This is a genomic window from Pantoea sp. GW821-FHT03E06 (assembly GCF_059420725.1).
Genome location: NZ_JBWKUG010000001.1, coordinates 70758 through 94550, shown reverse-complemented (window position 1 = coordinate 94550; position 23793 = coordinate 70758). Strand labels below are relative to the sequence as shown.

General features: G+C 49.2%; 22 protein-coding genes, 1 tRNA gene and 6 pseudogenes. 5 read left to right on the top strand and 24 right to left on the bottom strand.

The genetic code is table 11. The features are described 5' to 3' along the window. Positions 1–32: 32 nt before the first annotated feature. The 5 genes from xylF (at position 33) to AC07WB_RS00445 (ending at position 5175) form a co-directional block, all read left to right on the top strand. Positions 33–1025, top strand: coding sequence for a D-xylose ABC transporter substrate-binding protein (gene xylF / locus AC07WB_RS00465; RefSeq protein WP_494939872.1), 993 nt, complete (start codon positions 33–35; stop codon positions 1023–1025). Between the two features lie 22 nt (positions 1026–1047). After that, positions 1048–2574 (top strand): xylose ABC transporter ATP-binding protein, encoded by a 1527-nt coding sequence (locus tag AC07WB_RS00460; RefSeq protein WP_494939871.1) that lies wholly within the window; start codon positions 1048–1050, stop codon positions 2572–2574. Beyond that, positions 2567–3748, top strand: a complete 1182-nt coding sequence (xylH, locus tag AC07WB_RS00455; RefSeq protein WP_345827573.1) for a xylose ABC transporter permease XylH — start codon at positions 2567–2569, stop codon at positions 3746–3748. Before AC07WB_RS00460 ends, xylH begins: the two co-directional genes overlap by 8 nt. Before the next feature lie 92 nt (positions 3749–3840). After that, on the top strand, positions 3841–5019 hold the full coding sequence (xylR, locus tag AC07WB_RS00450) for a D-xylose utilization transcriptional activator XylR (protein WP_494939870.1): 1179 nt from the start codon (positions 3841–3843) through the stop codon (positions 5017–5019). A 61-nt stretch (positions 5020–5080) separates the two neighbouring features. Further along, positions 5081–5175, top strand: a tRNA-Sec gene (locus tag AC07WB_RS00445). A 100-nt stretch (positions 5176–5275) separates the two neighbouring features. Here the strand turns inward: AC07WB_RS00445 and AC07WB_RS00440 are convergent. From AC07WB_RS00440 to AC07WB_RS00325, 24 genes and pseudogenes are all read right to left on the bottom strand, one after another. Next, positions 5276–5605 (bottom strand): VasL domain-containing protein, encoded by a 330-nt coding sequence (locus tag AC07WB_RS00440; RefSeq protein ID WP_141400226.1) that lies wholly within the window; start codon positions 5603–5605, stop codon positions 5276–5278. Then, positions 5536–5834 (bottom strand): annotated as a pseudogene (locus tag AC07WB_RS00435) (type VI secretion system ImpA family N-terminal domain-containing protein); the annotation flags it as partial. The pseudogene AC07WB_RS00435 and the gene AC07WB_RS00440, both read right to left, overlap by 70 nt. Then, positions 5821–7647 carry a 3'-5' exonuclease gene (locus tag AC07WB_RS00430; protein WP_370659786.1) on the bottom strand — a complete coding sequence of 609 codons (1827 nt, stop codon included), beginning with the start codon at positions 7645–7647 and terminating at the stop codon, positions 5821–5823. The pseudogene AC07WB_RS00435 and the gene AC07WB_RS00430, both read right to left, overlap by 14 nt. Before the next feature lie 77 nt (positions 7648–7724). After that, the gene (locus tag AC07WB_RS00425; protein WP_097095422.1) at positions 7725–8969 is read right to left on the bottom strand and encodes a GIY-YIG nuclease family protein; all 1245 of its coding nucleotides are present in this window, start codon (positions 8967–8969) and stop codon (positions 7725–7727) included. Between the two features lie 78 nt (positions 8970–9047). Further along, on the bottom strand, positions 9048–9446 hold the full coding sequence (locus AC07WB_RS00420; RefSeq protein WP_097097615.1) for a YdcA family protein: 399 nt from the start codon (positions 9444–9446) through the stop codon (positions 9048–9050). 122 nt (positions 9447–9568) lie between these two features. After that, entirely contained in the window at positions 9569–9880 is a 312-nt protein-coding gene (locus AC07WB_RS00415; RefSeq protein ID WP_320204466.1) for a hypothetical protein, read from the bottom strand. Between the two features lie 11 nt (positions 9881–9891). Beyond that, positions 9892–11116 (bottom strand): annotated as a pseudogene (gene tssF, locus AC07WB_RS00410) (type VI secretion system baseplate subunit TssF); the annotation flags it as partial. Positions 11117–11207: 91 nt separating this feature from the next. Continuing rightward, positions 11208–11627, bottom strand: a complete 420-nt coding sequence (locus AC07WB_RS00405) for a DUF1240 domain-containing protein (RefSeq protein ID WP_141400227.1) — start codon at positions 11625–11627, stop codon at positions 11208–11210. Then, the gene (locus AC07WB_RS00400; protein ID WP_097095424.1) at positions 11617–12054 is read right to left on the bottom strand and encodes a DUF1240 domain-containing protein; all 438 of its coding nucleotides are present in this window, start codon (positions 12052–12054) and stop codon (positions 11617–11619) included. The genes AC07WB_RS00405 and AC07WB_RS00400 overlap by 11 nt, the downstream gene beginning before the upstream one ends. Positions 12055–12057: 3 nt before the next feature. Then, on the bottom strand, positions 12058–13323 hold the full coding sequence (locus AC07WB_RS00395) for a PAAR domain-containing protein (RefSeq protein WP_097095425.1): 1266 nt from the start codon (positions 13321–13323) through the stop codon (positions 12058–12060). A 31-nt stretch (positions 13324–13354) separates the two neighbouring features. Then, positions 13355–13600 (bottom strand): annotated as a pseudogene (locus AC07WB_RS00390) (type VI secretion system domain-containing protein); the annotation flags it as partial. Then, a pseudogene (locus AC07WB_RS00385) lies at positions 13593–13748 on the bottom strand (type VI secretion system baseplate subunit TssF); the annotation flags it as partial. The pseudogenes AC07WB_RS00385 and AC07WB_RS00390, both read right to left, overlap by 8 nt. 83 nt (positions 13749–13831) lie before the next feature. Beyond that, entirely contained in the window at positions 13832–14302 is a 471-nt protein-coding gene (tsiR, locus tag AC07WB_RS00380; protein WP_176519139.1) for an immunity protein TsiR, read from the bottom strand. A 2-nt stretch (positions 14303–14304) separates the two neighbouring features. After that, a complete protein-coding gene (locus AC07WB_RS00375; RefSeq protein ID WP_494939869.1) occupies positions 14305–15375 on the bottom strand; it encodes a polymorphic toxin type 44 domain-containing protein in 1071 nt (356 codons plus the stop codon). Positions 15376–15604: 229 nt separating this feature from the next. After that, positions 15605–15786 (bottom strand): annotated as a pseudogene (locus AC07WB_RS00370) (type VI secretion system baseplate subunit TssF); the annotation flags it as partial. A gap of 87 nt (positions 15787–15873) precedes the next feature. Further along, positions 15874–16299: a DUF1240 domain-containing protein gene (locus AC07WB_RS00365; protein WP_141400228.1), complete on the bottom strand. Its 426-nt coding sequence runs from the start codon at positions 16297–16299 to the stop codon at positions 15874–15876. Between the two features lie 104 nt (positions 16300–16403). Beyond that, a complete protein-coding gene (locus AC07WB_RS00360) occupies positions 16404–16835 on the bottom strand; it encodes a DUF1240 domain-containing protein (RefSeq protein ID WP_097095428.1) in 432 nt (143 codons plus the stop codon). A gap of 34 nt (positions 16836–16869) precedes the next feature. Continuing rightward, positions 16870–17295, bottom strand: a pseudogene (locus AC07WB_RS00355) (type VI secretion system domain-containing protein); the annotation flags it as partial. Then, positions 17183–17545 (bottom strand): hypothetical protein, encoded by a 363-nt coding sequence (locus AC07WB_RS00350; protein ID WP_444505490.1) that lies wholly within the window; start codon positions 17543–17545, stop codon positions 17183–17185. The gene AC07WB_RS00350 and the pseudogene AC07WB_RS00355, both read right to left, overlap by 113 nt. A 4-nt stretch (positions 17546–17549) precedes the next feature. Next, positions 17550–21014: an ImcF-related family protein gene (locus tag AC07WB_RS00345; RefSeq protein WP_097095429.1), complete on the bottom strand. Its 3465-nt coding sequence runs from the start codon at positions 21012–21014 to the stop codon at positions 17550–17552. Further along, positions 21011–22219 (bottom strand): KPHS_23130 family T6SS system protein, encoded by a 1209-nt coding sequence (locus AC07WB_RS00340; protein WP_494939868.1) that lies wholly within the window; start codon positions 22217–22219, stop codon positions 21011–21013. Before AC07WB_RS00340 ends, AC07WB_RS00345 begins: the two co-directional genes overlap by 4 nt. Before the next feature lie 87 nt (positions 22220–22306). Beyond that, positions 22307–22864, bottom strand: coding sequence for a M949_RS01915 family surface polysaccharide biosynthesis protein (locus tag AC07WB_RS00335; RefSeq protein WP_097095431.1), 558 nt, complete (start codon positions 22862–22864; stop codon positions 22307–22309). Between the two features lie 49 nt (positions 22865–22913). Further along, positions 22914–23105 carry a hypothetical protein gene (locus AC07WB_RS00330; RefSeq protein WP_320204467.1) on the bottom strand — a complete coding sequence of 64 codons (192 nt, stop codon included), beginning with the start codon at positions 23103–23105 and terminating at the stop codon, positions 22914–22916. A gap of 378 nt (positions 23106–23483) precedes the next feature. Continuing rightward, on the bottom strand, positions 23484–23792 hold the full coding sequence (locus tag AC07WB_RS00325) for a hypothetical protein (protein ID WP_141400229.1): 309 nt from the start codon (positions 23790–23792) through the stop codon (positions 23484–23486). Position 23793 lies beyond the last annotated feature (1 nt).

The following is a 23793-nucleotide window of genomic DNA, read 5'->3' as shown; positions in this document are numbered from 1 at the left end:
CGACAATAGCCTCAACCTACAGGATGAACACCATGAAGATAAAACATTCACTGTTAGCCGCCTGCGCAGCACTGGCTCTGTTTAGTCATGCTGGTATTGCTAAAGAAGTAAAAATCGGTATGGCCATTGATGATTTACGCCTGGAACGTTGGCAGAAAGACCGCGATATCTTTGTTAAACAAGCTGAATCTATGGGTGCCAAAGTGTTTGTGCAATCGGCAAACGGCAATGAAGAAACCCAGATGTCGCAAATTGAGAATATGATAAATCGCGGCGTCGATGTGTTAGTCATCATCCCTTATAACGGCCAGGTTTTAAGTAATGTCGTGGCAGAAGCGAAACGTGAAGGTATTAAAGTTCTGGCCTATGACCGCATGATTAATAACGCTGACATTGATTTTTATATCTCTTTTGATAATGAAAAGGTTGGCGAATTGCAGGCTGAAAGCATTGTGAAACAGGTACCAAAAGGGAATTATTTTCTAATGGGGGGTTCGCCCGTTGATAATAATGCTCGCCTGTTCCGCGCAGGTCAGATGAAAGTGTTAAAACCTTATATTGATAATGGCAGTATTAAAGTGGTGGGCGATCAGTGGGTTGATGCCTGGCTGCCGGAAAATGCCCTGAAAATTATGGAAAATGCGTTAACCGCTAACGGTAACCATATTGATGCCGTTGTGGCCTCAAATGATGCCACCGCCGGGGGGGCGATTCAGGCGCTTAGTGCGCAGGGGCTTTCGGGCAAGGTTGCCATCTCCGGGCAGGATGCCGATCTTGCCGCTATCAAACGCATTATGAACGGCACACAAACCATGACGGTTTATAAACCCATCACAGAGCTTGCCACCGAAGCAGCCAAAATCGCCGTGCAACTGGGTGACAATCAACAGCCGACCAGCAACGGCAAACTCAATAATGGCCTTAAAGATGTGCCATCCCGTCTGCTGAAACCGATCTCCGTAAACAAAGACAATATTGAAAGCACAGTTGTTAAAGATGGCTTCCACAAGCAAAGCGAACTTTAAAAAGTGAGCCGGTGAAGGAGAGATGTCGATGTTGCTGGAAATGAACCATATCACAAAGCGTTTCGGCACGGTGAAAGCACTGGATGACGTTAGCCTGCGGCTGGAAGCGGGTGAAGTGATGTCACTGTGCGGTGAAAACGGCTCAGGAAAATCGACACTGATGAAGATCCTGTGCGGGCTTTATCCACACGGTGACTTCGACGGCACTATCCAGTTTGCAGGTGATGAAATCCAGGCGCAGACCATTCGTGATACCGAGCGCAAAGGGATTGTGATTATTCATCAAGAGCTGGCGCTGGTGCGACAACTGACGGTCATGGAGAATATTTTCCTCGGTGCGGAGCTGAGCCGCTTTGGCATGGTGGATGATGAAATCATGACGTTGCGCTGCCAGCAGTTGCTGGAGCGAGTCAAACTCCATGTCTCACCTGACACGCGCGTCGGCGAACTGGGATTAGGCCAACAGCAGCTGGTGGAGATTGCGCGCGCCCTGAATAAACAGGTGCGCCTGTTGATTCTCGATGAACCAACCTCTTCGCTCACGGAACAGGAAACCGGGGTTCTGCTTAGCATCATCCAGAACCTGCGCGAACATGGCATCGCCTGTATTTACATCTCGCACAAGCTCAACGAAGTGAAGGCGATTTCAGACACCATCTGCGTAATCCGCGATGGCCAGCATATCGCCACCCGTCCTGCCGCTGGCCTGAGCGAGGATGACATTATTACCATGATGGTGGGCCGAGAATTAACTGCACTCTATCCTCACACTCCACATGAAATGGGTGACACTGTGTTGCAGGTTGAGAATCTCACCGCCTGGCATCCCATCAACCGTCATATTCGAAGGGTAAATAACGTCTCTTTCAGCCTGAAACGTGGCGAAATCCTTGGCATCGCCGGTCTGGTGGGGGCGGGCCGAACAGAAACCGTGCAGTGCTTATTTGGCGTTTGGCCGGGCCGCTGGCAGGGAGACATCTTTATCAATGGGAAGAAGGCCCACATCCGCGACTGCCGCAGCGCCATTGCCCATGGCATTGCGATGGTGCCCGAAGATCGTAAAAAGGATGGGATTGTTTCACTAATGGGCGTGGGTAAAAACATCACCCTTGCCGCCCTGGAACAATTCACACCACGACTTTCCATCCTGGACGAAGCGCAGGAGCAGCAAGCGATCAATCAGGCCATTACGCGCCTGCGTGTAAAAACCTCGTCGCCGGAGCTGCCGATTGGTCGCTTGAGCGGCGGGAACCAACAGAAGGCAATTCTCGCCAAATGCCTGCTGCTCAATCCGCAGATTTTAATTCTTGATGAGCCAACGCGTGGCATTGATGTCGGCGCACGCCAGGAGATCTATCTGCTGATCAATGCGCTGGTGCAGCAAGGGATTGCCGTGATTGTTATTTCTTCGGAGTTGCCCGAGGTGCTGGGGCTGAGCGATCGGGTTTTGGTGATGCATGAAGGACAAATCAAAGCCGATCTGATTAACGATAACCTGACTCAGGAGCAGGTGATGGAAGCCGCCCTGCGGAGTGAACATTATGCTTAAGACCGAAAGTACACAACGCGGCCTCACTACACCCGGTAAAGGCGCGCCGGGGAGATTCGCACTGCCTGATCTACAGGTTCTGGTGATGCTGGGTGCGATTGTGCTGATTGCTCTGTTCTTTACCTGGACCACCGACGGGGCGTGGCTCAGCGCCCGGAATGTTTCCAATCTGCTGCGCCAGACTGCCATTACCGGCATTCTTGCGGTCGGCATGGTGTTTGTCATTATCTCCGCAGAAATCGATCTCTCGGTCGGATCAATGATGGGTTTGCTCGGCGGTGCAGCAGCCATTTTTGACGTCTGGCTCGGTTGGCCTCTGCCACTGACTATTGTCGTAACGCTGGTAATGGGGTTGCTACTTGGCACCTGGAACGGCTGGTGGGTAGCCTATCGCAAAGTGCCTTCCTTTATCGTCACGCTGGCGGGGATGCTGGCGTTTCGTGGCATTCTGGTGGGCATCACCGACGGCACAACGGTTGCGCCGACCAGCCCAGCCATGTCACAAATTGGGCAAAGCTATCTGCCTGGTGGTATTGGTTTCGGATTCGGCTTTGCGGGTCTTGCGTTATTTATTCTCTGGCAATGGCGTTTACGTCTGCGCCGTCAAAAGCTGGGCCTGACGCAGGCCTCAGTCAGTGGTGCGCTGGTACGGCAGGCCATTACCGCCATTTTGGTGCTGGGCGCGATCTGGCTGCTGAACGATTATCGCGGCGTACCTACGCCCGTACTGTTATTAGCCCTGCTACTGCTGGGCGGAATGTTTATGGCAACCCGTACTGCATTTGGCCGCCGGATCTATGCCATAGGCGGTAATCTTGATGCCGCGCGTCTCTCCGGAATTAATGTGGCCCGCACCAAGCTGGCTGTTTTCGCGATCAATGGCGTTATGGTGGCGATTGCTGGTTTGATTTTAAGTTCACGCCTGGGTGCGGGTTCGCCTTCAGCGGGCAACATAGCTGAACTGGATGCCATCGCCGCCTGTGTCATCGGCGGCACCAGCCTCGCGGGCGGGGTGGGATCTGTGGCCGGCGCGGTAATAGGCGCCTTTATCATGGCTTCACTTGATAACGGCATGAGCATGATGGATGTCCCGACCTTCTGGCAGTACATCGTTAAGGGCGCGATTCTGCTGCTCGCGGTATGGATGGACACCGCGACGCGACGCCGGATGTAATCGCGTGAGCGATCACAGTGTGGCGCAAATTCTTTCTGCCATCGGCTGCGCCGTGCTATGCAAGGTGCAGCGAGTTTAGGAGGGGCGCCATTATGCATGAGAAATGTTTTCGCATTACGTTGCTATTCAACGCCAACAAGGTTTATGACCGCCAGGTGGTTGAAGGTGTTGGTGAATATTTACAGGCGTCGCAGACGGACTGGGACATCTTTATAGAAGAGGATTTTCGCTGCCGTATCGACAACATTCGCGAATGGCTGGGCGATGGCGTAATCGCCGATTACGACGATCCTTCCATTGAAAAATTGCTGGCGAATGTGTCGGTACCGATTGTGGGTGTTGGAGGATCTTATCATCAGCAACAGGACTATCCGCCCGTTCATTATATCGCCACCGATAATGCCGCGCTGGTGGAGAGTGCCTTCTTACATTTAAAAGAAAAAGGCATTAACCGCTTCGCCTTTTATGGCCTGCCCGCCGCCAGCGGCAAACGCTGGGCACAGGAGCGTGAATATGCTTTTCGCCAGCTGGTATCGCGCGAGCGCTATCAGGGGGTGGTTTATCAGGGAATGGAAACGGCACCGGAAAATTGGCAGCACGCACAAAACCGTTTGGCAGACTGGCTGCAAACGCTGCCACCACAAACCGGCATCATCGCCGTCACCGATGCCCGTGCACGACACCTTCTGCAGGCCTGTGAATACCTGAAAATTCCAGTGCCGGAAAAGCTCACCGTAATTGGCATCGACAACGAAGAGTTGACGCGTTATCTATCGCGCGTGGCGCTCTCATCGGTCGCGCAGGGATCGCGCCAGATGGGTTATCAGGCAGCAAAACTGCTGCATCGCCTGCTGGATAAGCACTCTTTGGAACTGCAACGCATTCTGGTGCCGCCGGTGAAAGTGATTGCGCGTCGCTCCACCGATTACCGCTCCTTACACGATCCCGCCGTCATTCAGGCGATGCATTACATCCGTTTTAACGCCTGTAAAGGCATCAAGGTTGAGCAGGTTCTCGACGCCATCGGTATTTCACGCTCTAACCTGGAAAAACGCTTCCGCGACGAAACCGGCGATACCATCCACGCCATGATCCATCGGGAAAAACTGGAGAAAGCGCGCGAGTTGCTGGCGTGTTCTTCAATGAGCATCAATGAGATCTCGCAAATGTGCGGTTATCCTTCGCTGCAATACTTCTATTCGGTGTTTAAAAAGAGTTATGCCAATACGCCAAAGGAGTATCGGCAACTTCACGGCGAAAATGTGTTGTGACGACTGGCTAAGATCAAGAATTCCCCCGCTTTTGCCGCTATACTCCTGCGGCAACGTAAAAGGAAGATCGTCGTCTCCGGTGAGGCGGCCGGATTTCAAATCCGGTTAGGGCCGCCAGCGGTCCTGGGCAGGTTCGACTCCTGTGATCTTCCGCCACTTTAGCTCTCTCGAACTTCCTCACATTCAACTAAACCCCCTATTTCACTGGAATAACCTCTTTCTATCCTCTCTGGGAGTCAACAGGATTCTACCCCCATCAATAAACATTTGGGGGTGCTAAAGGGGGGGTAAAATTGTGAGCTCTTTTTTGATACCCCCAAATCTGTTTTGCCACTCGATCAGTCCTAGGCTGCCGCGCCAGGGATTTAGCCTGCTCCGGCCACAACACCTGAGCCTGTTCTACGAGCTGCCAACCGTAACCAATAATCAAGTCAGGAGGCAATGTATCCAGCCGGGCAAGCTGCTGCTGTGTCTGGGCGATAAGATCCTGCGGTGGAGGGAGCGCAGCCGCTGTTACAGGCGCTGACTCAAACCACTGAGGATTTCCATGCGAGCGTGAACCGGCTGCGGCCAGAGCGTGCCCCATGATGGCTTATCAGGGCCTCCAGAATGGGTAGTCCTTCATTCAGGCCGAACAACCAGGCCGCCGTTTGCAGCTCCACACCATTTTGCTCAAACAGCGAAAGGCACAGTTTTTCGGCATAACGCCAGTTTACATCCGGGCGAGTCGGATGAGTCAGCTCATCGCGCAGGGTGGCATAATCCGACAGCATCCGTGGGCCGCTACCGGTTTTTAATTTTTTATGCATAGTCATCCGGTTGCCCCAGTAGATCTACGCCGGCAAATTTTGTCAGTTGACGACTGATGCTGTTTTCTTTGTAGCATGTCACCAGCAGCGAACGCGTCGCTCGGGTAAAAGCCACGTAAAGCGCCGGGATAGCTTCCGACTCATCCGCCGCTGCTTTATGAACAAAAGACGCATTGATGACGGCAACGTAAGGAAATTCAAGACCTTTACTGCTCTGGAAGGTCATGAGGTGTACAACATCGTCACGATGTGAATAGGCTTTTTTATCCCCGGAGGTAAAGCTGACGGCGGTGGGTATCTTATGCTGATTCAGCAATACGGTGAGCCTGTCTGCTGAATAACGCGTCGGGCACACTACCGCCATATCTCCCCAGCGGCATGCAATCGCGTGTTGCTCCTTCAGCCATGCCACTACACGACGGGCCTCCTCCGCTTCAGACTGGCATAATTCAATATCAGGAATATCCCCCTCTTCTCCGCAGGCTTCCGGCAGCACCAGAGGGAGCTCCTGATTATGATGACTTTCAAAATAGTCACGTGAGAAGGCGTAAGCGAAATTGAGTATGCGGCAGGGGTTACGATAGTTGACCCTAAGTACAGACGTGCGCCCCTGAGCCTGGATACCCACACTCGCCAGCGAGAAGTTAAGTGCTCTCTCACGTCGGTACAGCGACTGCGCGTCATCGTACATCAGTAATAGTGAACGGGTTGTGTTATCAAACAGGCGAGCAATGAGCGAAAGCCAGCGCTGGTCAAAATCATGCCCCTCATCGACCAGCACGGCATCATAACCACTGTCCGTCACGGCTCCGCTGTTAACCGCATTTTCCAGAGCGTCAAAGCAATTATCAAAGTACAGCCCTTCCCGGCTCACATTGAGTTTGAATTTTCGGGCAGCATTCGCGCACCAGTCGTGGAAATGATACACGTGCACTTTCCCCGACAGCCCTCTTTCAGCAATGCATTCACGGATATAGTTTGCCAGGATAATATTAAAACAGAGCACTAATACAGGACGCGTTGTCGTTTCTGAAAGATACAGACAGCGGTAGAGCAAAATGAGCGTCTTACCAGAACCCGCCACGCCGTGTATGACGCGGTGCCCTTCCCCGAGGTTTCGGGCAAGAACCTCCTGTTGCAGGTCCATTACCCTGCAGACCTGATTACTCTTTTTCTTTGTCCGAATGGCAATCTCCGGGAACAGGTGCTGTCGGAGAATATCCCTGACAACCGGAGTGACTGCCGGTCTGAACCGGGTAGTAAACAATCCGGAAATTTTAGAACGAAAAGTAGATAAAGAAACAGACTCAGTCATTTCATCCTGACAAATCGTCAGTGCCCGGGGAAATATGGATTCTACCGCCCCGTCGGTTGAGAGGGAGGTCAGTTGCTGGCGGGTGATATTGGTAAAAACAACACCATAAGCCCAGGCAATATTAAGTTTACCTTTGTACAGGCCGGTATTTTGCTGCAGTTTCGGCTCACGGGATAACGATTCGACGGTCGCACAGGCATACTCCCTGACCTGTACCAGCGGATTTTGTTCCTGCTTTTCTCCCTGCGCAGTCAGGAGAGTAACCGTCTGCGGGTCAATATGCTGAAAGGTGCTCAGCTTCCAGTCTTTGACTTCAAGAAAAATAAGGCCGTTGACGGGATCGATGATAACAAAGTCAGGATGCCTGTATTCCCGCCCCACCGGAATGTCATACCAGATAAGGCAGTCCTCCCCGAGATGTGACTCAAGGCGCTGGGCTACGCGTCGCTCCCCGTGCGTCATTCTCCCGGAACATAGCGTCAGAGACGTCATTAATTTCGCCATACAATGTTATCCACTTATGTGCAGTGCATCAGCGGAGCCCTGCAATAGTTACGCTGTCAAAATTTCAGAATATGATGTTATGCGGCTTCGCTTTCTGCATATTCAAGACTCTGCAGATACTGTAGCGCCACCGGGTCAGCAATATATTCAACCTGCCCGTGGTGGCGCTCCACCTCATCAATAATTCTGCTGAGCTCAACCCGGAAAAATTCCTTGCGCAGGTTAACCCGGTTAATACGGTAGCTTTCCAGATGGTCGTGCAGCGTTCTTTCAAGTGCAGGGGCGTCATCGCAGGAAATCATGGCATGAACGTCAAAATCATACGGAACGGCTGCCCCGCTCAGTTCTTTCACGCGATCCATAGGCTCCAGTCGTCGGGTCATGCCGATTTTAAAGACGTTTTCGCCGAAAGAACCGATATTTGAAATGATATACACGTGTCCCTGCTTCGTGAGCTGTGCCATGGATTTAGCTCGTTCATACTGTTGGTGTACGTCCTGGATTTTCTGCTCCAGCTCCAGACGCTGTCTTTCCAGCTCTTCTCTGTGAGCACCTTCAGCCGCGAGCAGAGCTTCCTCCAGTAGACGCTGCTGCTCAGCAAGGCGCTGCTCCTCCTCTTCCGCTTCGCGCTGCTGCTGCTCCAGCTCATCCTGACGCTGTCTTTCTTCCCGCATCTGACGCTTGAGCTCTGCCTGATATTCTTTTTCTTCCTGCGCTTTTTCCAGCAGGACGACCTTATCCAAAAACTGCTGTTTTACGCCTTCCCAGTCGGCATTATCTTCAAGTTCCAGAAAAGTGATTTTCTCACTGATGGCCGCGTAAGCGTCTCTCTCCTTCCTGAGCTGGTCGTATTTGCTTTGCCAGTTATTAACCGTGGTGCCGGAAAGCAGTGTTTTGACTTTGAATTTATACGCGGAGTCCACAATACGCTGCAGTGCCTGGGAGGCTTTATTTCTGGCATTGTGAAAGTCATCCCACTGACCGGAAAGCTGTTTCTTTTCCTGATACAGGCCGCGGCTCACTTCATTACTGACGGTTTCATCAAAGGCTTTCTCTTTCTGAGCCAGGTCCGACGCGGCCTGTTCAAGCTCTGCTGTTTTCTTCCGGAATCCCCGGTAAATGAAAACCCGTATTATCAGCACAGCGGCTATCAGTAAGCCAAAGAACAGACCGATGATCCCTGCCGGATTCGACACAGATTCAATAAATCGCTCATTAAAATTAATTAATGCTCTTACCGCGACATAAATGCCCCAGGCAATGACGCCAATAATAACCAGAATAATACCTGCAGCATTGTCATCTTTTTTTCTTCGTGCCATGTTTTATTTCTTTCCTTTCTTATTTCTATCCTGACGATTTAATCTGAATAACGGGAAGAGAATCTTTGCCATATCAAATTAATACGGGTTCCCTGAGCAAATGGGTAAATGAGTGTATCCGGGCTTGCTGGCCATATAGAGGGGAGCGCATGTGGGCTGGCGGGGTTGGGTATTGACCGGCTCATCGTTTTCTGTCACTCGTTGCTGATTTTGCTTTTTCGCTGTTGTCACCTTTTTCGTCTGCGTTTTTCGGGTAGAAGTGGACGGTTTTACCCGATTGCTGGCTTCTGAGGAACCATAACCGGAACAGAATCGTTTTGACTGACTCAGACTCCCGTCATTACAGGCAAAGCGTCCATCCGATGTGCAGTGCGCTATACCGCCTTTTGAACCTGAACAGGGCTGCCGTCCACGCGCAGCATCGGCTTGTGCCGTAAACAGTATTCCTGATACCAGAAGGAAGATTAATTTTCTCATTTCCATATCCGTGATTTATTCCTTACTTTGGGGCTAAGTAATCCGAAAGCTATTGATCATTTCGTCAGGAAAATATGCAATGATTCATAGCAAAAAAATAACGATTCAATTTTCAGCATCCGCTATGGTAGAAGCTCTAAAATCAGACCAAAAAACGTGCTCTCATCAATTATTTTTCCGGGACGGGAGAGTGCCCCCGTTGGAGTAAAGGTCCACTCGCTCACGCTACCTGATTGCATGAATAAACGTCCCAGTGAAGTCACATGCCCTCCATCATGAAATGTCGCCTCCACGCATCCTTTGACGACCTGGCCATATAAAAATACCGGCTCAAACTTTACGGCACGGTCGTCAACACGCAGGATGATACCGGAAATATCAAAAGCCCTGCCCTCCACCAGCAGGCCCGTAACGGATGCCGTGAGCGCCTCCATATTCAGTCCGGTAGCGTCAGCGACAGGCTTTCGTCTTCCGGTACCGTGTGGTTATCAAAGGCTTCACCGCCGAGGATAAGCCAGGTGTTATGCAGACCTGACGGACCGCGACGCACACGAGTGTGGTAGTAATATTCCGGGGCTTCATGGCGCATCATTCCGCCTTTGTGGCGGAAGCTCGAAAACGGCACGTAGGTATGTTGGCTTGATGACATCACCGAACCGACAGCGTATATCTCGGTATGACCATCCTGCACGCGCATTGGGCGCAGCATGTATTCTGTTTGCAGAGAATTGAGCGTCAGCGGTTCAGATTCCAGCGGGAACAGGTTAATCACCGGCACACAGTTCAGGCGCAGATGCTTTTCGGTAAAGCTGAAGTCATGCTCCCAGCGCTCAGTCAGTACCACGTCGATTCCAAACCATGGGAGCTCAGCCGGAAAGGCCACGGTCTCCAGCCCACGTAGCCCCGTGAACATGAATTTCTCACGGAAGGTAAAGTACTCCAGCAGCAGTTGATAGCCGCTAAAGCTGCTGCTTCCCTTCGGCCACAAGTCGTCATCATCGCCAAATCCCAGCGCGGTGAAATACCCATCAAGTGGCCTTCTGTCCACCTCCCCTGGAAGACGCAGCCACATCCGGGCCACGTTCATGGTAAAGGCTTCGTGCATGGCACAGGCCAGTGGTGCATCAGCGTTGAGATAGAGCGGGATATGGCTGAGGTCAAGACGGCTCCAGTCCTCAAGGCTGCTGCAACTGAAACGCAGCGTCACGACTGAGCGGCCATCCGTATCGGTTGCCAGACTCGCCCGTGCCAGCGACAGCGGCTGCAGGCTGATTTCCTTTGTGGTGGTGTAGCGGCAGCGCGTGCCCTTCTCACCAATTGGTCGGGAATGAACCTCGAAGCCTTTGGCTACCCGCATCGGCTCCTTCATCTGGAGCCAGTCCGGAGAAAATTCGACCACTGACAAGGACGGGATGGTGCGCAGGTAATGCGGCCACAGCAGGCTGACCAGACCTTCGGTCAGCTCCAGCAGATCGTCGTCCAGCTTCTCGCGAAGCCGCCCCATCAGGAAAGCAAAACCTTCGAACAGGCGTTCCACATACGGGTCGCGTGCGCCCGCTTTATCAAGATTAAGCATTGCCGCCTGCTGGGTGGGCCTGAGCAAATTCTTCACCCGCTTCGAGCAGGTAGCGCATTTCGGCGTCGTAATAACGCAGAGTTAAGTCGTCCATAGTAGTTTCTGTTTAGTTAATTACTGCGTGATGAGCGATGAAGGGAATTCCAAAAAACCGGCAGGCGACTTCAAATAGAAAAGGTCGCTCATCAATATGGTTTACAGGAAAATCTTTCTTTTACATAACGAGTGGCTGTGCCTGGCATCCAGCCCAATGGAATACCATTGCAGCGTACATATCCTCTGCTAAGCAGCTCTTTGGGATAGAGGATGGAGTACAACAGACCCAGTACAACGATAGCAATGCAACCCCATTTTAAATAAACGACATAATAATCCATCTTCCTGAAAGCAAACTCATTACCCTTGAAGAGAACCAGAATAAAATAGGCCAATGGGAATGTCATTACAAAAGGCAACGCAACTAAAGCAACGGTTAACCATGAAAAAACAATCTCATCACCAAAGCTGAAATATTCTTTAAATATACTTCCACCAAGATAAAAACTCAGAAAACATAACCCAAGAATGATAATGATAGCGAAAAATGCGCGAACTCTATCTTTCATGTTGAAAACCCGAATTGAAGCATAATTTTTTATCAACTACATATTTGCTTGCTGTTCCTGGTGTCCATCCAGAGGGTACTCCCGAGCAAAGAATGTAACCTTTGCTTTTTAGTGCTGATAAATAACCAAACGACATCGCACATGACAATGCAAAAGTAAATACACACATAAACTTAAAAAGCGGCATAATTCCATTCACTTTTTTAAGTGCATGTTTATCCCCATGTCGAAGTGAGAGAAAAAACCAGTATAAGGGAAATGCAAACATTATCGGTATCGATATAAGACTTAATGACATCCACGAAAAAACAATCTCTTCAGGGAATTCTAGATAATCAGAAATTTCGCTCAACCAAAAGCAAAATGACACAATAGAAACAACCAACAATATAACAACTGAAAAAACAGCCTTGTTTTTTTTATTCATATATTAGTATGTCCTTTTGGTAATATCGCCAATCGAATCTCTCAAATATCCCCTAATCTCTGATTCTATAATTTGCTTTCCTTTTTTTAACATTTGCCCTGCAAGCATAGCACCTAAGTCCCAAAAACCGTCTTCCATTTCTCTAGCTTTTTCAGTAAATTCTTGTTGAGCCGCATCAATGTACTCAACTACTTTGTCTGTCACACCAAACTTCTGGTCCAGCTTATTTAAACCCCAGGCAGCAAAAAATCCAACGCCAATGACTATTACAAGGTTAAATGCAATCAACGGGGTTACTACGACACTTCCAACGACAAATGTGACTACTGATACAATGCCGATTTTCACTACATCAGTAGCCAGAGATCCTATGAATTCAGCTAAAGACCTCTCATCGTTCAAAATGAAATCAATAGTCCTATAAGCGGCTGCAACATAAAATGTCAGCCGTGCTCCTTCAACAACAGATTTTGCAAACCCATATTTACCAATTCCCAAATCAACAATCTTTGGATTTTTAGCCGCAAACACAGGTGCATTCAATATCTTCCTTACACCAGGATAACCACTTATTTTTATCAGTTCTGTACCGTTGTGGTTTACATATGTTGTTGCTTTTATGCTGAAGCTTCCCAATTGGTTGATCAACATGGATGCAGTCACAACATCCTTGATATTTGTTCCATAATTTACAACTATTTGTCCGGGGTCACTTTCTGTTATTGCTACCCACCCGTGTTTCCATGCCCCCCACGAGGACAATATTTCGAAAGCTTCTGGAAGAGTGAGCAGCATCACATCCTGATTAGTTTGCCTTAGCATAGCCCTCAAATTACCATCAGGTAAATCATGAGTATTCCGTAAAACTGGATAATCAGGTACAAATCTAGTTGGCTTTTGCTTACCGGTCAGATAACTCGGCAATTCTGGCGAAGTTTGCACAGGTGCTGCAAAGCCTGCTGCTGGTTCTGTAGCGGAAGCTCCGCTACTCTTCTCGTACGTATCATCCATCATCGACGGAATAAATTTCGCTTTGCAGGGGCAAGTGCTGTAACTGTCGAGGGTGCCGGCCATACGCCGATCATGAATAGTGTCGTTATCGATACCGCCGGCAATTTTAAAAAGCCCGGCATGCTTGCCGCAGGTCACACTGTCCTGCTCCCGTGCCACAGGTTTATCAAACAGAGTGTGATCCTCTGCGCCCGTGGTGATTCTCCCGCCACAGGTCGTCTTGTCGCCCTGCACCAGATAATAGCCTTCAGCTCCCATACGCTTCCCTTTTCGCTTAATTAAGTCCTGGTTATCCGCACAGCACTGCACTGCTTGCCGGATCGAGCGCAATCAGACCCGCCAGAAGCTGGTCCATCTCTGGCTGTAACCGTGATTTATCGGTTTCAATGCGTGTGGCTTTCATGCGCAGCAGTCTGAGGCGGCGCGATTTCACTTCAAACAACAGTGCAGGTGTCCACTGCGTGAGGGTGATTGTCTGAGCTGCACTATCGAGCTTATCCAGCAGATGCAGCGCCAGCTCGTTTTTCCCCTCCTGCTAGCCGCTCCACGGACGGGTCGCGCGCTCCAACTTTATCGAGATTGAGCATTGCCGCCTGCTCGGGGTGAGCACGGGCAAATTCTTCACCGGCTTCCAGCAGATAGCGCATTTCGGCGTCATAATAACGTTGGGTTAAATCATCCATATATTTATATTAATTTCTTATCAATTATTAAATACTGGAAATTTCAACTTTAAACAGGTATTTCCAAGAAAGCAGGGCATAGATCAATATTTATACTTGAATGCCATTATTTTTTTAAAACACAAATTACCAGGTGTGCCCTCTAATATATTATTATTAAATCCATCGTTTATTTTAATCGATACAGAACACGCCCCTGCTGTTGATGAAAGAATAAAATTCTGACCTCCACCACCAGTTGAATTATATTCATATTGGCCACCAATCCGCCAACCGACATCGATTGCTGCATCTCTTCTAATCAGAGATATAAACGAGGCAGTAAATTCATATTGCTCGCCGGGAGCTATGATTTCAGGTTTTGACCTTATAATTCGCTCAACTTCTTCAGGCTCGGGGTCAACGTCATAGATGCTCTCACCAGCATATATGAAAAGAGGCTTGTTAGTATTATTTGTAATAGTAACGAAAGGTCGTGTCGGGAAGATGTGAGCAATTAGCACCAATAGCCCCGAAAACAATACAATGCAACCCAGAACTATTTTCTTTTTCATAATCACTCCTCAATCTTATCTGGGTTATCTGTATTCCAGCACCAATGTTTTTCCTTTGAGTGAGGTATTAACACATCAGCTGTTTTCTCGAGCGCGTCAAGTATATTATTCACAGTCAAACTGTCTGCATATTTCCCGTGTTGATGGAACAGAGCAAAACCGATTTTCATGCTCGTAACGTCGTCCACCGTATCGTCACCAATCGCCCCTGGCGTCATGTTTTGTTCCCAAGTAGAACCTTTTAAGAGCAATGATTCTGAAAAGCCGACACTAAGGCCAACATAGCCATAATGTATGTTTGACCAAACATCATAAAAGTAATCATGCTGTTTGAACTTGTGGTAATAAGACCTTGACGGTTTCCCTTTTCTGGGTAATGGTCGCGCAACTGCAACCGACGAAAATCTATCGCGAATCTTCGGTTTGTGATCCCAAGTAGAACCCGTTTTAACAGTCTGATACCAGACTGCCATTGCAGCAAGCAAATCTGGCTGAGGAGGGGGAGCCAGCTTTGCATAAAAAGGAAGTCTATCCCACTCAGCGCGCCTTTGTTTTAAAGTATCTTCGTCGATTAAATAACGTATTGTTTCTGCAGTCTGGCCTCTGACATTCGTTTTAATTTCATTGAGTATATAATCAGCAACCTGTATAGCGCCGTCAGCATGCTGACAATGCAGCTTACTCTTAAGATCTGACGACTGCCCGGAAGTCGTTACTGATGGAGTAGTTGCTGATGAAGTGGTTGTGGCTGCCGCTGTCGTTGTTCTCTCTGCAGAATCTGCACTACCACCACTTTTCTCATATGTATCATTCCACATCGACGGAATAAACTTCGCCTTACAGGGGCAGGTACTGTAGCTGTTGAGGGTTCCGGCCATTCGCCTGTCATGAATGGTATCGTTGTCGATACCACCGGCTATCCTGAAAAGCCCGGCATGTTTACCGCAGGTCACGCTGTCCTGCTCCCGTGCCACAGGTTTATCAAACAGAGTGTGATCCTCTGCGCCCGTGGTGATTATCCCGCCACAGGTCGTCTTGTCGCCCTGCACCAGATAATAGCCTTCAGCTCCCATACGCTTCCCTTTTCGCTAAATTAAGTCCTGGTTATCCGCACAGCACTGCACTGCTTGCCGGATCGAGCGCAATCAGACCCGCCAGAAGCTGGTCCATCTCTGGCTGTAACCGTGATTTATCGGTTTCAATGCGTGTGGCTTTCATGCGCAGCAGTCTGAGGCGGCGCGATTTCACTTCAAACAACAGTGCAGGTGTCTACTGCGTGAGGGTGATTGTCTGAGCTGCACTATCGAGCTCATCCAGCAGATGCAGAGCCAGCTCGTTTTCCCCTCCTGCTAGCCACTCTACGTAAGGGTCGCACGCCCCAGCTTTATCGAGATTGAGCATTGCCGTCCGCGGGCAAACTCTTCACCGGCTTCCAGCAGGTAGCGCATTTCAGCGTCGTAATAACGTAAGGTTAAATCATCCATATTGATTTCTGCTCAATAATTACCGAATGAATAATATTATCTAAATAAAATTGTGCTGATGATGTTCCTGAGGACAGGAACATCTTATTAATTTTCACGCTGCCCACATACCGATGGTGGTTGTACATACTCAGTGGCCATTCCCGGCATCCATCCATTCGGGCGACCAGCGCATTTCACATAGCCTTTACTTTGAAGGGTTGAAGTGTATGCAAAGGAAAAGATGATAGAGCTCACGAGAAAAACACCAACCAAACCTATAAAAAACCTATTGGTGTTTTTGCATTTGATAATTGCCTGTTCCCCTCCGTGCCGCAAGGCCAGATACCAATATATACATGGAAAAAGTAGGATTATCGGTATCATTAGCAGAGCGGAAACCGTTGGTGAAAAAACAATCTCATTTCCGAATTCAAATAGTCCAGTAAATGCATCATATGCAAACCATAAAGAACCAAACGATGAAACACACCAAATAATAAGGGTTCCAATAAATCTACGTTTTGGACTCATAAATTAATTACCTGTGAAGTTAAGTCACCAATGTATTTTTTAATATGCTGTTTTATCTTAGATTAGGTGTTCCACCAGCTTTTTTGGGCATACTATGACATTTACTAACGGCAACTCTGGGGATCTTTGGCGTATCTTGTTGCCATGCCAGGCACCCAAGCTTTCGGGGTGCCTGGACAGGCAACATATCCTTTATTTTCAATTTTGTTTGAAAAATAAATTTTAAATCCAACCTGAAAAGCAACAGTAACAATGAATACTGCAATCATGTACTTAGTTACAAATTTTTGTACCTTCATTGAAACTCTGCGTCCTAGAAAAATAGGCCATAAAGAAAAAAATGCTACTGGAGTCAAGATGAAGATAGCGGAAAAACCATAAACAAAAAAAGATGAGAATGATAATTCAGATGGGAATTCATAATATTCTCTTAGCGTAGTTAAGGAAAGCCTTCCCCCCACCAAGATCAATGGAACATATAGACACAGCATACCAAAAAACATTCCAACCCTGCGTTTAATTGGAAATTTTTGCATCAAAACCACTCCTTTTCAAAATTCTCTAATGATTGATCAGCAAACGCAGCAGCCATTTTTCTTTTGTGGAATCTGTACCTAGCCGTGTCTGCAGCCAGTGGAGTGTGGCATCCAGGCCGTCAGTGTCCGCTTTCTCCAGCGCTTCCGACTCCAGCGCCAAAATATCGTTGTCGGCCGTGCTGGCGGCACTGACCAGCTCGTCCCGCCAGCCGGACATATCATCCAGTACGCTCTGGTTTATCCAGTTCAGCGTGACCTCATCGGCAAACGGCGTACCGTCATTAAAAGCCAGGGTCTCAAGCCCGGTAAGGCGACGCAGCAACCCTTTCAGGTCGGCGGCGATGATATCAGCCAGTACATCCTGCCCCGATTTCATCAGTGCCTGGTGGATATACCACTGCAAATCCAGTCAGAGATGATTGGCACCGCGCGAGAAGGTGCTGTCCGCCTGCTCCAGTATCCTGGGCAGCAGTGGTGAGCAGCTTTTCCGCCAGCTGGCAAATCAGCGCCGTATCAATGCCGGAGAGTTTGTTGACCTCTTCCCGGATACGCTGGAAGTTATCGTCGTACCCGGGATCCTCACCGGTTGGATGACTGCCACTGACGGGGGCAGTCCAGCGATCCCAGCTTTTCGTTCGCGCCTGTGCCTGAAGCTTTAGTTGAGTTTCATCAGCCTGACAGGCCGTCACAACGTTCTGCAGTGTGCTCATTGTGTTATTCCATCTCGTCCATGCCACTGTTTCCCGAATTCATCAGTGCCTGCGCCGTGGCAGCGCTGTCCACACTGAAAATCTGCTCTGGTAAGGAGAACCCCCGGAGATCAAGCAGCGCCAGCGGGCCTTTGCCCAGCTGGGAACGCAGCACCCACTGCAATGTGCGCCCATCCTGTGCAGTAAAACTCATCATCCACTGGCTGCGGTCAAGCTGCTGGCGCTTGCCCTGGTCCAACCAGCGAATAAAGCCCCAGGTCCCGCTGTAATCTCCGAACAGGCGCGCGCCGGCGTTGACCGTGGTCCAGGTCAGCATCGTCCCCGGCTTGTAAGTGTCTCCCGGCCAGCGGAAACTCTGCCAGTCGGCCATCTGGTTGAAGTAGTGCAGCTTTTGTCCATCAATGGTTAGCTGCGTCTCCACCACCTGCGGCACAGGACGCGCCTGTAACTCAAAGCTGATGCCCTGGCTGCCATCGGTGAACAGAATGTCCGACAGCTGGCTCAGCTGGTTAATGGCCCGCAGGAAGGCCGGGTTAAAACTCAGCCCCTGGCTGTTGACCTTATCCGGCACCCACTGGCTGCCCTCTTTGTGCAGCACCCCGCTGAGCTCTGTCGACAAGAAGCGCTCAATACGTCCACTGTCCTTGCGCAAAAACTCAGCCAGCATTGGCAGGGAGGCATCACTTTTACTCGACGCAAACGGGAAACGTCCATCAAAGGCGGTGTGCCAGTTCGTCACCACGGACCGGCTCCATTTGTCATTCAAACTCGCCGCCGACGGCTGAAGCACGGTCTCCCAGGCCTGAGTCAGTGGCTGAACAAACATTGTGCTGCCAAAGCCGCTCCACTCTTCGCCAAGGCTTGCCGAAATCAGACTGCCGTATTGCTGGGTGTCGGTGAGATCCACACTTTTGCCCTGGAACACAGTTTGCGCCAGGGTCTGCATCATATCCTGCGGATCAGAGGCGCTGGCCACCTGTTGCAGGCGCAGACGCACGCGGGTAATGCGGGTCAGATATGTCTGCAGGCTCAGGGAGGTGTCAGCCGACATGACGTTGCTGCCTTTGTTTTTACCCAGAAGCTGAAGCAGCGGGCCAAAGGTTTCATCGAGCGGCCCCTGTGGCCCCGACGCAGACTGGTCAATCACAGGCTTGTCTTTACCGCCTACCAGGTCTTTAGCCGATTTGATGATGGAATCCGAAAGGCCTTCGCTTTGCTGGCCGGTCTGCCCCTGCCAGGCGATGGTATTCATCAGGGCAATCAGTGGCGACTGCCGGACATCACTCATCAGCGTCAGCTGGTCGGTAACGTCAGCAACGTTGTTTGCCGGATTAAGTTGCAGACTGTTGAGGAAGCTCAGCCAGCAGCCGGCAAAGTCGGTGAAGTAACGTTGCGTCAGACGTGCTTTCAAGGCTTCCGGAGACAGGTCTGAGGAGACGGCTTTCCGGCTGTCACTCAGCACCCAGTCAATTTCATCCCGGCGGGAATTTGCAGCCTTCTCGATAGCCTGCTGAATGCCCCCTTCCCACGCCTGGCGGGTAAACATGCCCGGCACCACCTCTTCGGTGGTAAACAGTTGCCGCGCATCGGTACCACTGGTCATGTCCTCCAGGGACACATCGGCGAAGTTACGACGAACGGATTTGAGCATATTTTGATACAGCGTGCTTTCGGCGTTACGGCGGCCAATCTGCTGCAACAGCACCTGGCGACTCTGGCTGACCAGCTGCGCATCCGGTGTGATTTTCCACTGCGGCTGCTTAGGCAATTCGGTGATATAGAAGGCCCACAAATCCGGCGTCAGGCTTTGCCACAGGCCGGTTGATATGCCCATTCGTGTCGGCTGTACGGATTTCATGGTCTGCGCATAAAACGCGCCGTCGGCTTTATCCGGACGGGCCATCATCAGCCAGGCTTTAAGCTGGTCATAGCCCGGTTTCGCCAGTTGTGTCCGCAGGTCGCTGTTGGGGGCAGAATTCGCCAGCATACTGAGCTTCTGCGTCAGGGCGGCATTTGCCGGATCGCGAATCAGGTGATTGTTCGCCACCCCATACCAGGGCAGCATCGCGTCGAGCAACTGCTGGTTATGGTCCAGACCGAAGCGCTGGTACCAGGGCGCACCTTCCTGAATATGGTGCTGCAGGCGGCCAGCGTCATTACGCAGGGTATGCAGAGCCGTCAACTGGTAATCCGATACAGAAGGATGCTCCACCAGGGCATGAGCCTGCTGCGCCACAGAGACAATCTGCAGGCGGTTGACCGCAAACGACAGCAGCATCCCCGCCCCCCAGAGACCGATAATGGCCATCAGCGTCCAGGCCAGCGTCTGTTCCCACGCCATACCGACGCGGCGGCCACGCACGCGGGTACAATCATCAACGATCCCCTGCCAGGTCACTGGCAGGTACAGCGTATGGCGTTGTGATTCAGGGATATATTTCCTCGCATCAGCTGTTTCCTCTGATATATCGGCAGGTTTATTCTCCAGCAGACTGAACATCAGGCCACGTAGCGGAACGCGCTGCTGGGAGGCAGATAACCATGGCACCAGTTGCTGAGTCCAACGGGCGATACCCCCGTCTTTAAGGTGCTGGCCCAGGCGCAGCAGGAAGTCGTGGCTGTTGTTCTCAACTATCTGGCTCACGCCTTGTTCCCGTAGTTCTGGCAGAAGATGCCTAAGCTGGCGGCCAATATCGTCCGCTTTAGCGCATTGTGGGAAACTTGCGCCTACCACCTGCTCAGTGCGTTTAGCCTGTGACCAGTTGCTGTCACACAGTTGCCACAGCCAGACCGGGGTGGAATAACGCAGCAGTTCACTGATTTTTTCCAGCCCGCGTAAATCGTTGTCACTAATTTGTGGCGTCAGATTAAACGACTGTGACATGACGCGGACAATCCCGTCCAACGGACGCCCGCGGCGCAGTTTACGCAGCGTGGTGTATTTTTCCTTATCCGGATCAGCAGTCAGACTGCCGCCGTAAATCAGAACGGTACGGTTACCTTCAAGCCACTGGTTTTCCTGCAGGCCAGGTACCAGCTGTTCGATTGCCGCCTCATCGCCGGTGATTAACAACAGACGGGTTTTACGACGCCAGTAGAGGCCAATACGGGCGCGGAGATGTCCCCGAATCCTGTTACACATGGCTACCGCAGGATGAGCAGGCGCTTTATCATTTTCCCGTTTTTTTTTCTCATCATCACCGTTGGTGTTGTCGACAAGCGCATTAAACTCCTGTTTTCCGGCACTACGTACCGCCGCCAGGAGTACCACTGATACGATAAGTGCACACCCTGAAATACATCCGCTGGCGATAAGCCAGTAAATTTGCTGCTGACTTCCGTCTTCAATCCCGGCTATATCCGGATGCTTCCAGACCATGAACGTCATAACAGCTAACAGCAAAAAGAAAATCAATGCGACAGCAAGATAGCGGCCTTCCGTAGTCTTCGGTGCTAAAGGTAGCTTCACGGATCCATCTCCTGTCGGGAAGCAATCGGGGTAATGAGCGTGCTCCACAGCACATTCTGTGTGGTATCACCGCAGATAATCATCTGTGGTGACAGAGTTTGTCGGGCGATTTCAGTGGCGGCAGCGATAGCCAGCCAGGGGGCTGCGGCACCGGCATGTCCCATGGATGTATCGAGTGAAATGACAGCGTCATCCTCTACAGACTGCGCAGGGTGTGCATTCTGGCGCCCAATAACTTCTGCGCGCTGCTCACCGGTCAACCCGGCAAGCCATAAATTTTTCACGATATTTTCTTTGAGCGGGACGTTATAGGCGGCCATGTTCATCCCCTCGCTCAGTTCACCTGATGGAGCAGCATCTGGCCGGTGTAGCAGCGCGAGAGGTTCGAGTGCCTCCTGGGTCAGGCGGTTGCCAAGAAGCAGAGCAACACCGGCCTCAGCTGTGTTGTCAGAATCGACAGGCTTTAACTGGAGACCCACAACCAATAACATTGCTTTATCTTTAATACGCTCATTCAACCAGCGGTCAATTACACTGAGCCCACTCCCTTCACCATATTCAACAGGAAGAGTAATATTGTTCTTTTGCCAGGCCTCATCCCAGTAATGGCGAATACTCTCCAGAGGCAGCGATGTTGTTATATCAAAAAATACTACCAGTGGTACTTTGTCAGGGATTTGTGCGAAAGGAATGCCAGCAATCAACTTCAAAAAAATATTCGTTATCACGAATTTTAGCGAGTCCTGCGGGCTAGAAGAAATTTGGCTCATCCTGGAGCTTTCATTACCATCCCGGTCGACCTGCGAAACAATAATGCTATCGTTATTTTGCATGGCAATAGCTGTATCTTTCTGAGCAACTGATGAGTGGCCGGTAATAAATGTTGCATTCAGCACCTGCAGTGCACGACGTGCCTTACGGGTTTCTCGAAGAATCCATTGTTCTCGCTGTTTGTCGAAAGCATTTGCTTTGCTATCCTGCAATGCCCACAGAAGCAAACAAGAAGCAAACGGAACACTCCACAAAACAATAGGCACACCTAAAGAAATTTTCCAAAAATACAGGTTATCAATATAACTCCCGAATATACGCATTAATATAACACTGACCGAAAGCATGGCAACCAGAGCAATAAGCCAACGAAAAAATTTCAGAGGTTTAGGTCTGGGATAGCATTCTGGAAAATGTTTAAGTGTATATGACATTAATTTTCTCATATTACTGAACAATTAAAACCATACTCAAGAAAAGAACTTCCTGCTAAGTTATTCGCCGGAGTAAAAATCAGACTGCTAATTTATTTTTGTCGTTGAAATGGCCTTCCATTTTTTCAGCATGTAATTTAACAGTGGCTTGTCTTTTTTTAGATTATAATCTGGAATCGGAGGATTTTCTCCACCATAACTACCACTTTCAACAACGATATGCTCTTCTCCTCTTAAGGAGTGCTTCACGCCATATTTATATGCAAAATACTTGACGGTTACCGGATCGAGTCCACCAATACACCCAATCTTGTAGGCAAATAAAACAGTTCCTACGCCATCAGAAATCGTTTTATTCACCTCTACCGAATCAGTTACAACATCTAACTTTATATCCAGAATACAGTCATTAACATAATCGTTAAGAACCCAGTCAACATTACCCTGAGTCAACTGCTTTATTGACAAATGCTCTCCTGATTGATCTTTGGAAATTTGCTTTTCTATCACCAGTGTATGTTCGCCAGAGTTATCGTTCCACTTTGTACTGGAAATTAGATCCTTAGCAAAAGTAGAGTTCACTGGGTAAATAAGTAATACACAGCTCATCCTTAAAAGCAGCAAAGGCGCCGAATAATGATTCATCAATAACATTCTCCATTTTTAACCAGATGCTTACTTCAATATTCACAAGCTATTTTTGCAACATAAATTTATTTGCAGCTTTGCAAGCTAAAGATCCGTCGGGAAGGGTATCAAACAAAGAGGTAAAATTATACAGAACTGTTTTTCCATTAACTTTTTTAAATTCAATAAAATACCCATAAGCACCATCATCATCACATTTTTTCTCATGGACTCCGGTAGTGCAAAAGATATATTCCATACACACACTTTTTCATTTGGAAAAACAGCTGATATGTTAACAGGATACTTTGATTTTTGTCGACACCCCAGCCATAGTAAGCATCAGATACATTAGTAATGTGTACTATATTCATTTTTGATCAGTACATAATTCTCAATATAATGTTTTACTGGAGCAACAGCCACATCAATTAGGGATTGCTTATCATTGTTTTTGAAACCGTAATCAATGATTAAATATCCGACTTCGCTATATATTTGTTAGCTGAAGCATAGGGAGAATAAATAAACAGAAATTCTGCAGAAAGAAACCTCATATTATTCCTAAAAAGTAATCCAGTTAATATAGCATTTTAATCCTTACTAAATGATTTGCATGCCAAATATGTTCACTCTGTCATTCAATATTAGCTACTCTTATCCAAGAATCATGAGAATGTATAGCTTGAAGAAGATCATGATCGTCTACCCCTTTTAAAGAGGTATTTAAATAGGTCTCATCTACATAAGGGGTGTAGTCCTTTGAGTCACATGTCGGTGTAATTACATTGTCAACACCATAATATTTTCTGAAAAACTCATCAATTATGTATTTATAATCTATAGCTGATGATAATGGCTTCACATATAAAGATATACCGCCAGGATCACCAGAAAAGACATTGAACGAATATAAAAGGACAAATATGGTAATAACTTTTTTCATC

Coding starts and splice junctions, on each gene's coding strand:
- xylF (WP_494939872.1), top strand. CDS start 33: ATGAAGATAAAACATTCACTGTTAGCCGCCTGCGCAGCACTGGCTCTG.
- AC07WB_RS00460 (WP_494939871.1), top strand. CDS start 1,048: ATGTCGATGTTGCTGGAAATGAACCATATCACAAAGCGTTTCGGCACG.
- xylH (WP_345827573.1), top strand. CDS start 2,567: ATGCTTAAGACCGAAAGTACACAACGCGGCCTCACTACACCCGGTAAA.
- xylR (WP_494939870.1), top strand. CDS start 3,841: ATGCATGAGAAATGTTTTCGCATTACGTTGCTATTCAACGCCAACAAG.
- AC07WB_RS00440 (WP_141400226.1), bottom strand. CDS start 5,605: ATGGGGCACGCTCTGGCCGCAGCCGGTTCACGCTCGCATGGAAATCCT.
- AC07WB_RS00430 (WP_370659786.1), bottom strand. CDS start 7,647: ATGGCGAAATTAATGACGTCTCTGACGCTATGTTCCGGGAGAATGACG.
- AC07WB_RS00425 (WP_097095422.1), bottom strand. CDS start 8,969: ATGGCACGAAGAAAAAAAGATGACAATGCTGCAGGTATTATTCTGGTT.
- AC07WB_RS00420 (WP_097097615.1), bottom strand. CDS start 9,446: ATGAGAAAATTAATCTTCCTTCTGGTATCAGGAATACTGTTTACGGCA.
- AC07WB_RS00415 (WP_320204466.1), bottom strand. CDS start 9,880: ATGGAGGCGCTCACGGCATCCGTTACGGGCCTGCTGGTGGAGGGCAGG.
- AC07WB_RS00405 (WP_141400227.1), bottom strand. CDS start 11,627: ATGAAAGATAGAGTTCGCGCATTTTTCGCTATCATTATCATTCTTGGG.
- AC07WB_RS00400 (WP_097095424.1), bottom strand. CDS start 12,054: ATGAATAAAAAAAACAAGGCTGTTTTTTCAGTTGTTATATTGTTGGTT.
- AC07WB_RS00395 (WP_097095425.1), bottom strand. CDS start 13,323: ATGGGAGCTGAAGGCTATTATCTGGTGCAGGGCGACAAGACGACCTGT.
- tsiR (WP_176519139.1), bottom strand. CDS start 14,302: ATGAAAAAGAAAATAGTTCTGGGTTGCATTGTATTGTTTTCGGGGCTA.
- AC07WB_RS00375 (WP_494939869.1), bottom strand. CDS start 15,375: ATGGGAGCTGAAGGCTATTATCTGGTGCAGGGCGACAAGACGACCTGT.
- AC07WB_RS00365 (WP_141400228.1), bottom strand. CDS start 16,299: ATGAGTCCAAAACGTAGATTTATTGGAACCCTTATTATTTGGTGTGTT.
- AC07WB_RS00360 (WP_097095428.1), bottom strand. CDS start 16,835: ATGCAAAAATTTCCAATTAAACGCAGGGTTGGAATGTTTTTTGGTATG.
- AC07WB_RS00350 (WP_444505490.1), bottom strand. CDS start 17,545: ATGAGCACACTGCAGAACGTTGTGACGGCCTGTCAGGCTGATGAAACT.
- AC07WB_RS00340 (WP_494939868.1), bottom strand. CDS start 22,219: ATGTCATATACACTTAAACATTTTCCAGAATGCTATCCCAGACCTAAA.
- AC07WB_RS00335 (WP_097095431.1), bottom strand. CDS start 22,864: ATGAATCATTATTCGGCGCCTTTGCTGCTTTTAAGGATGAGCTGTGTA.
- AC07WB_RS00330 (WP_320204467.1), bottom strand. CDS start 23,105: ATGGAATATATCTTTTGCACTACCGGAGTCCATGAGAAAAAATGTGAT.
- AC07WB_RS00325 (WP_141400229.1), bottom strand. CDS start 23,792: ATGAAAAAAGTTATTACCATATTTGTCCTTTTATATTCGTTCAATGTC.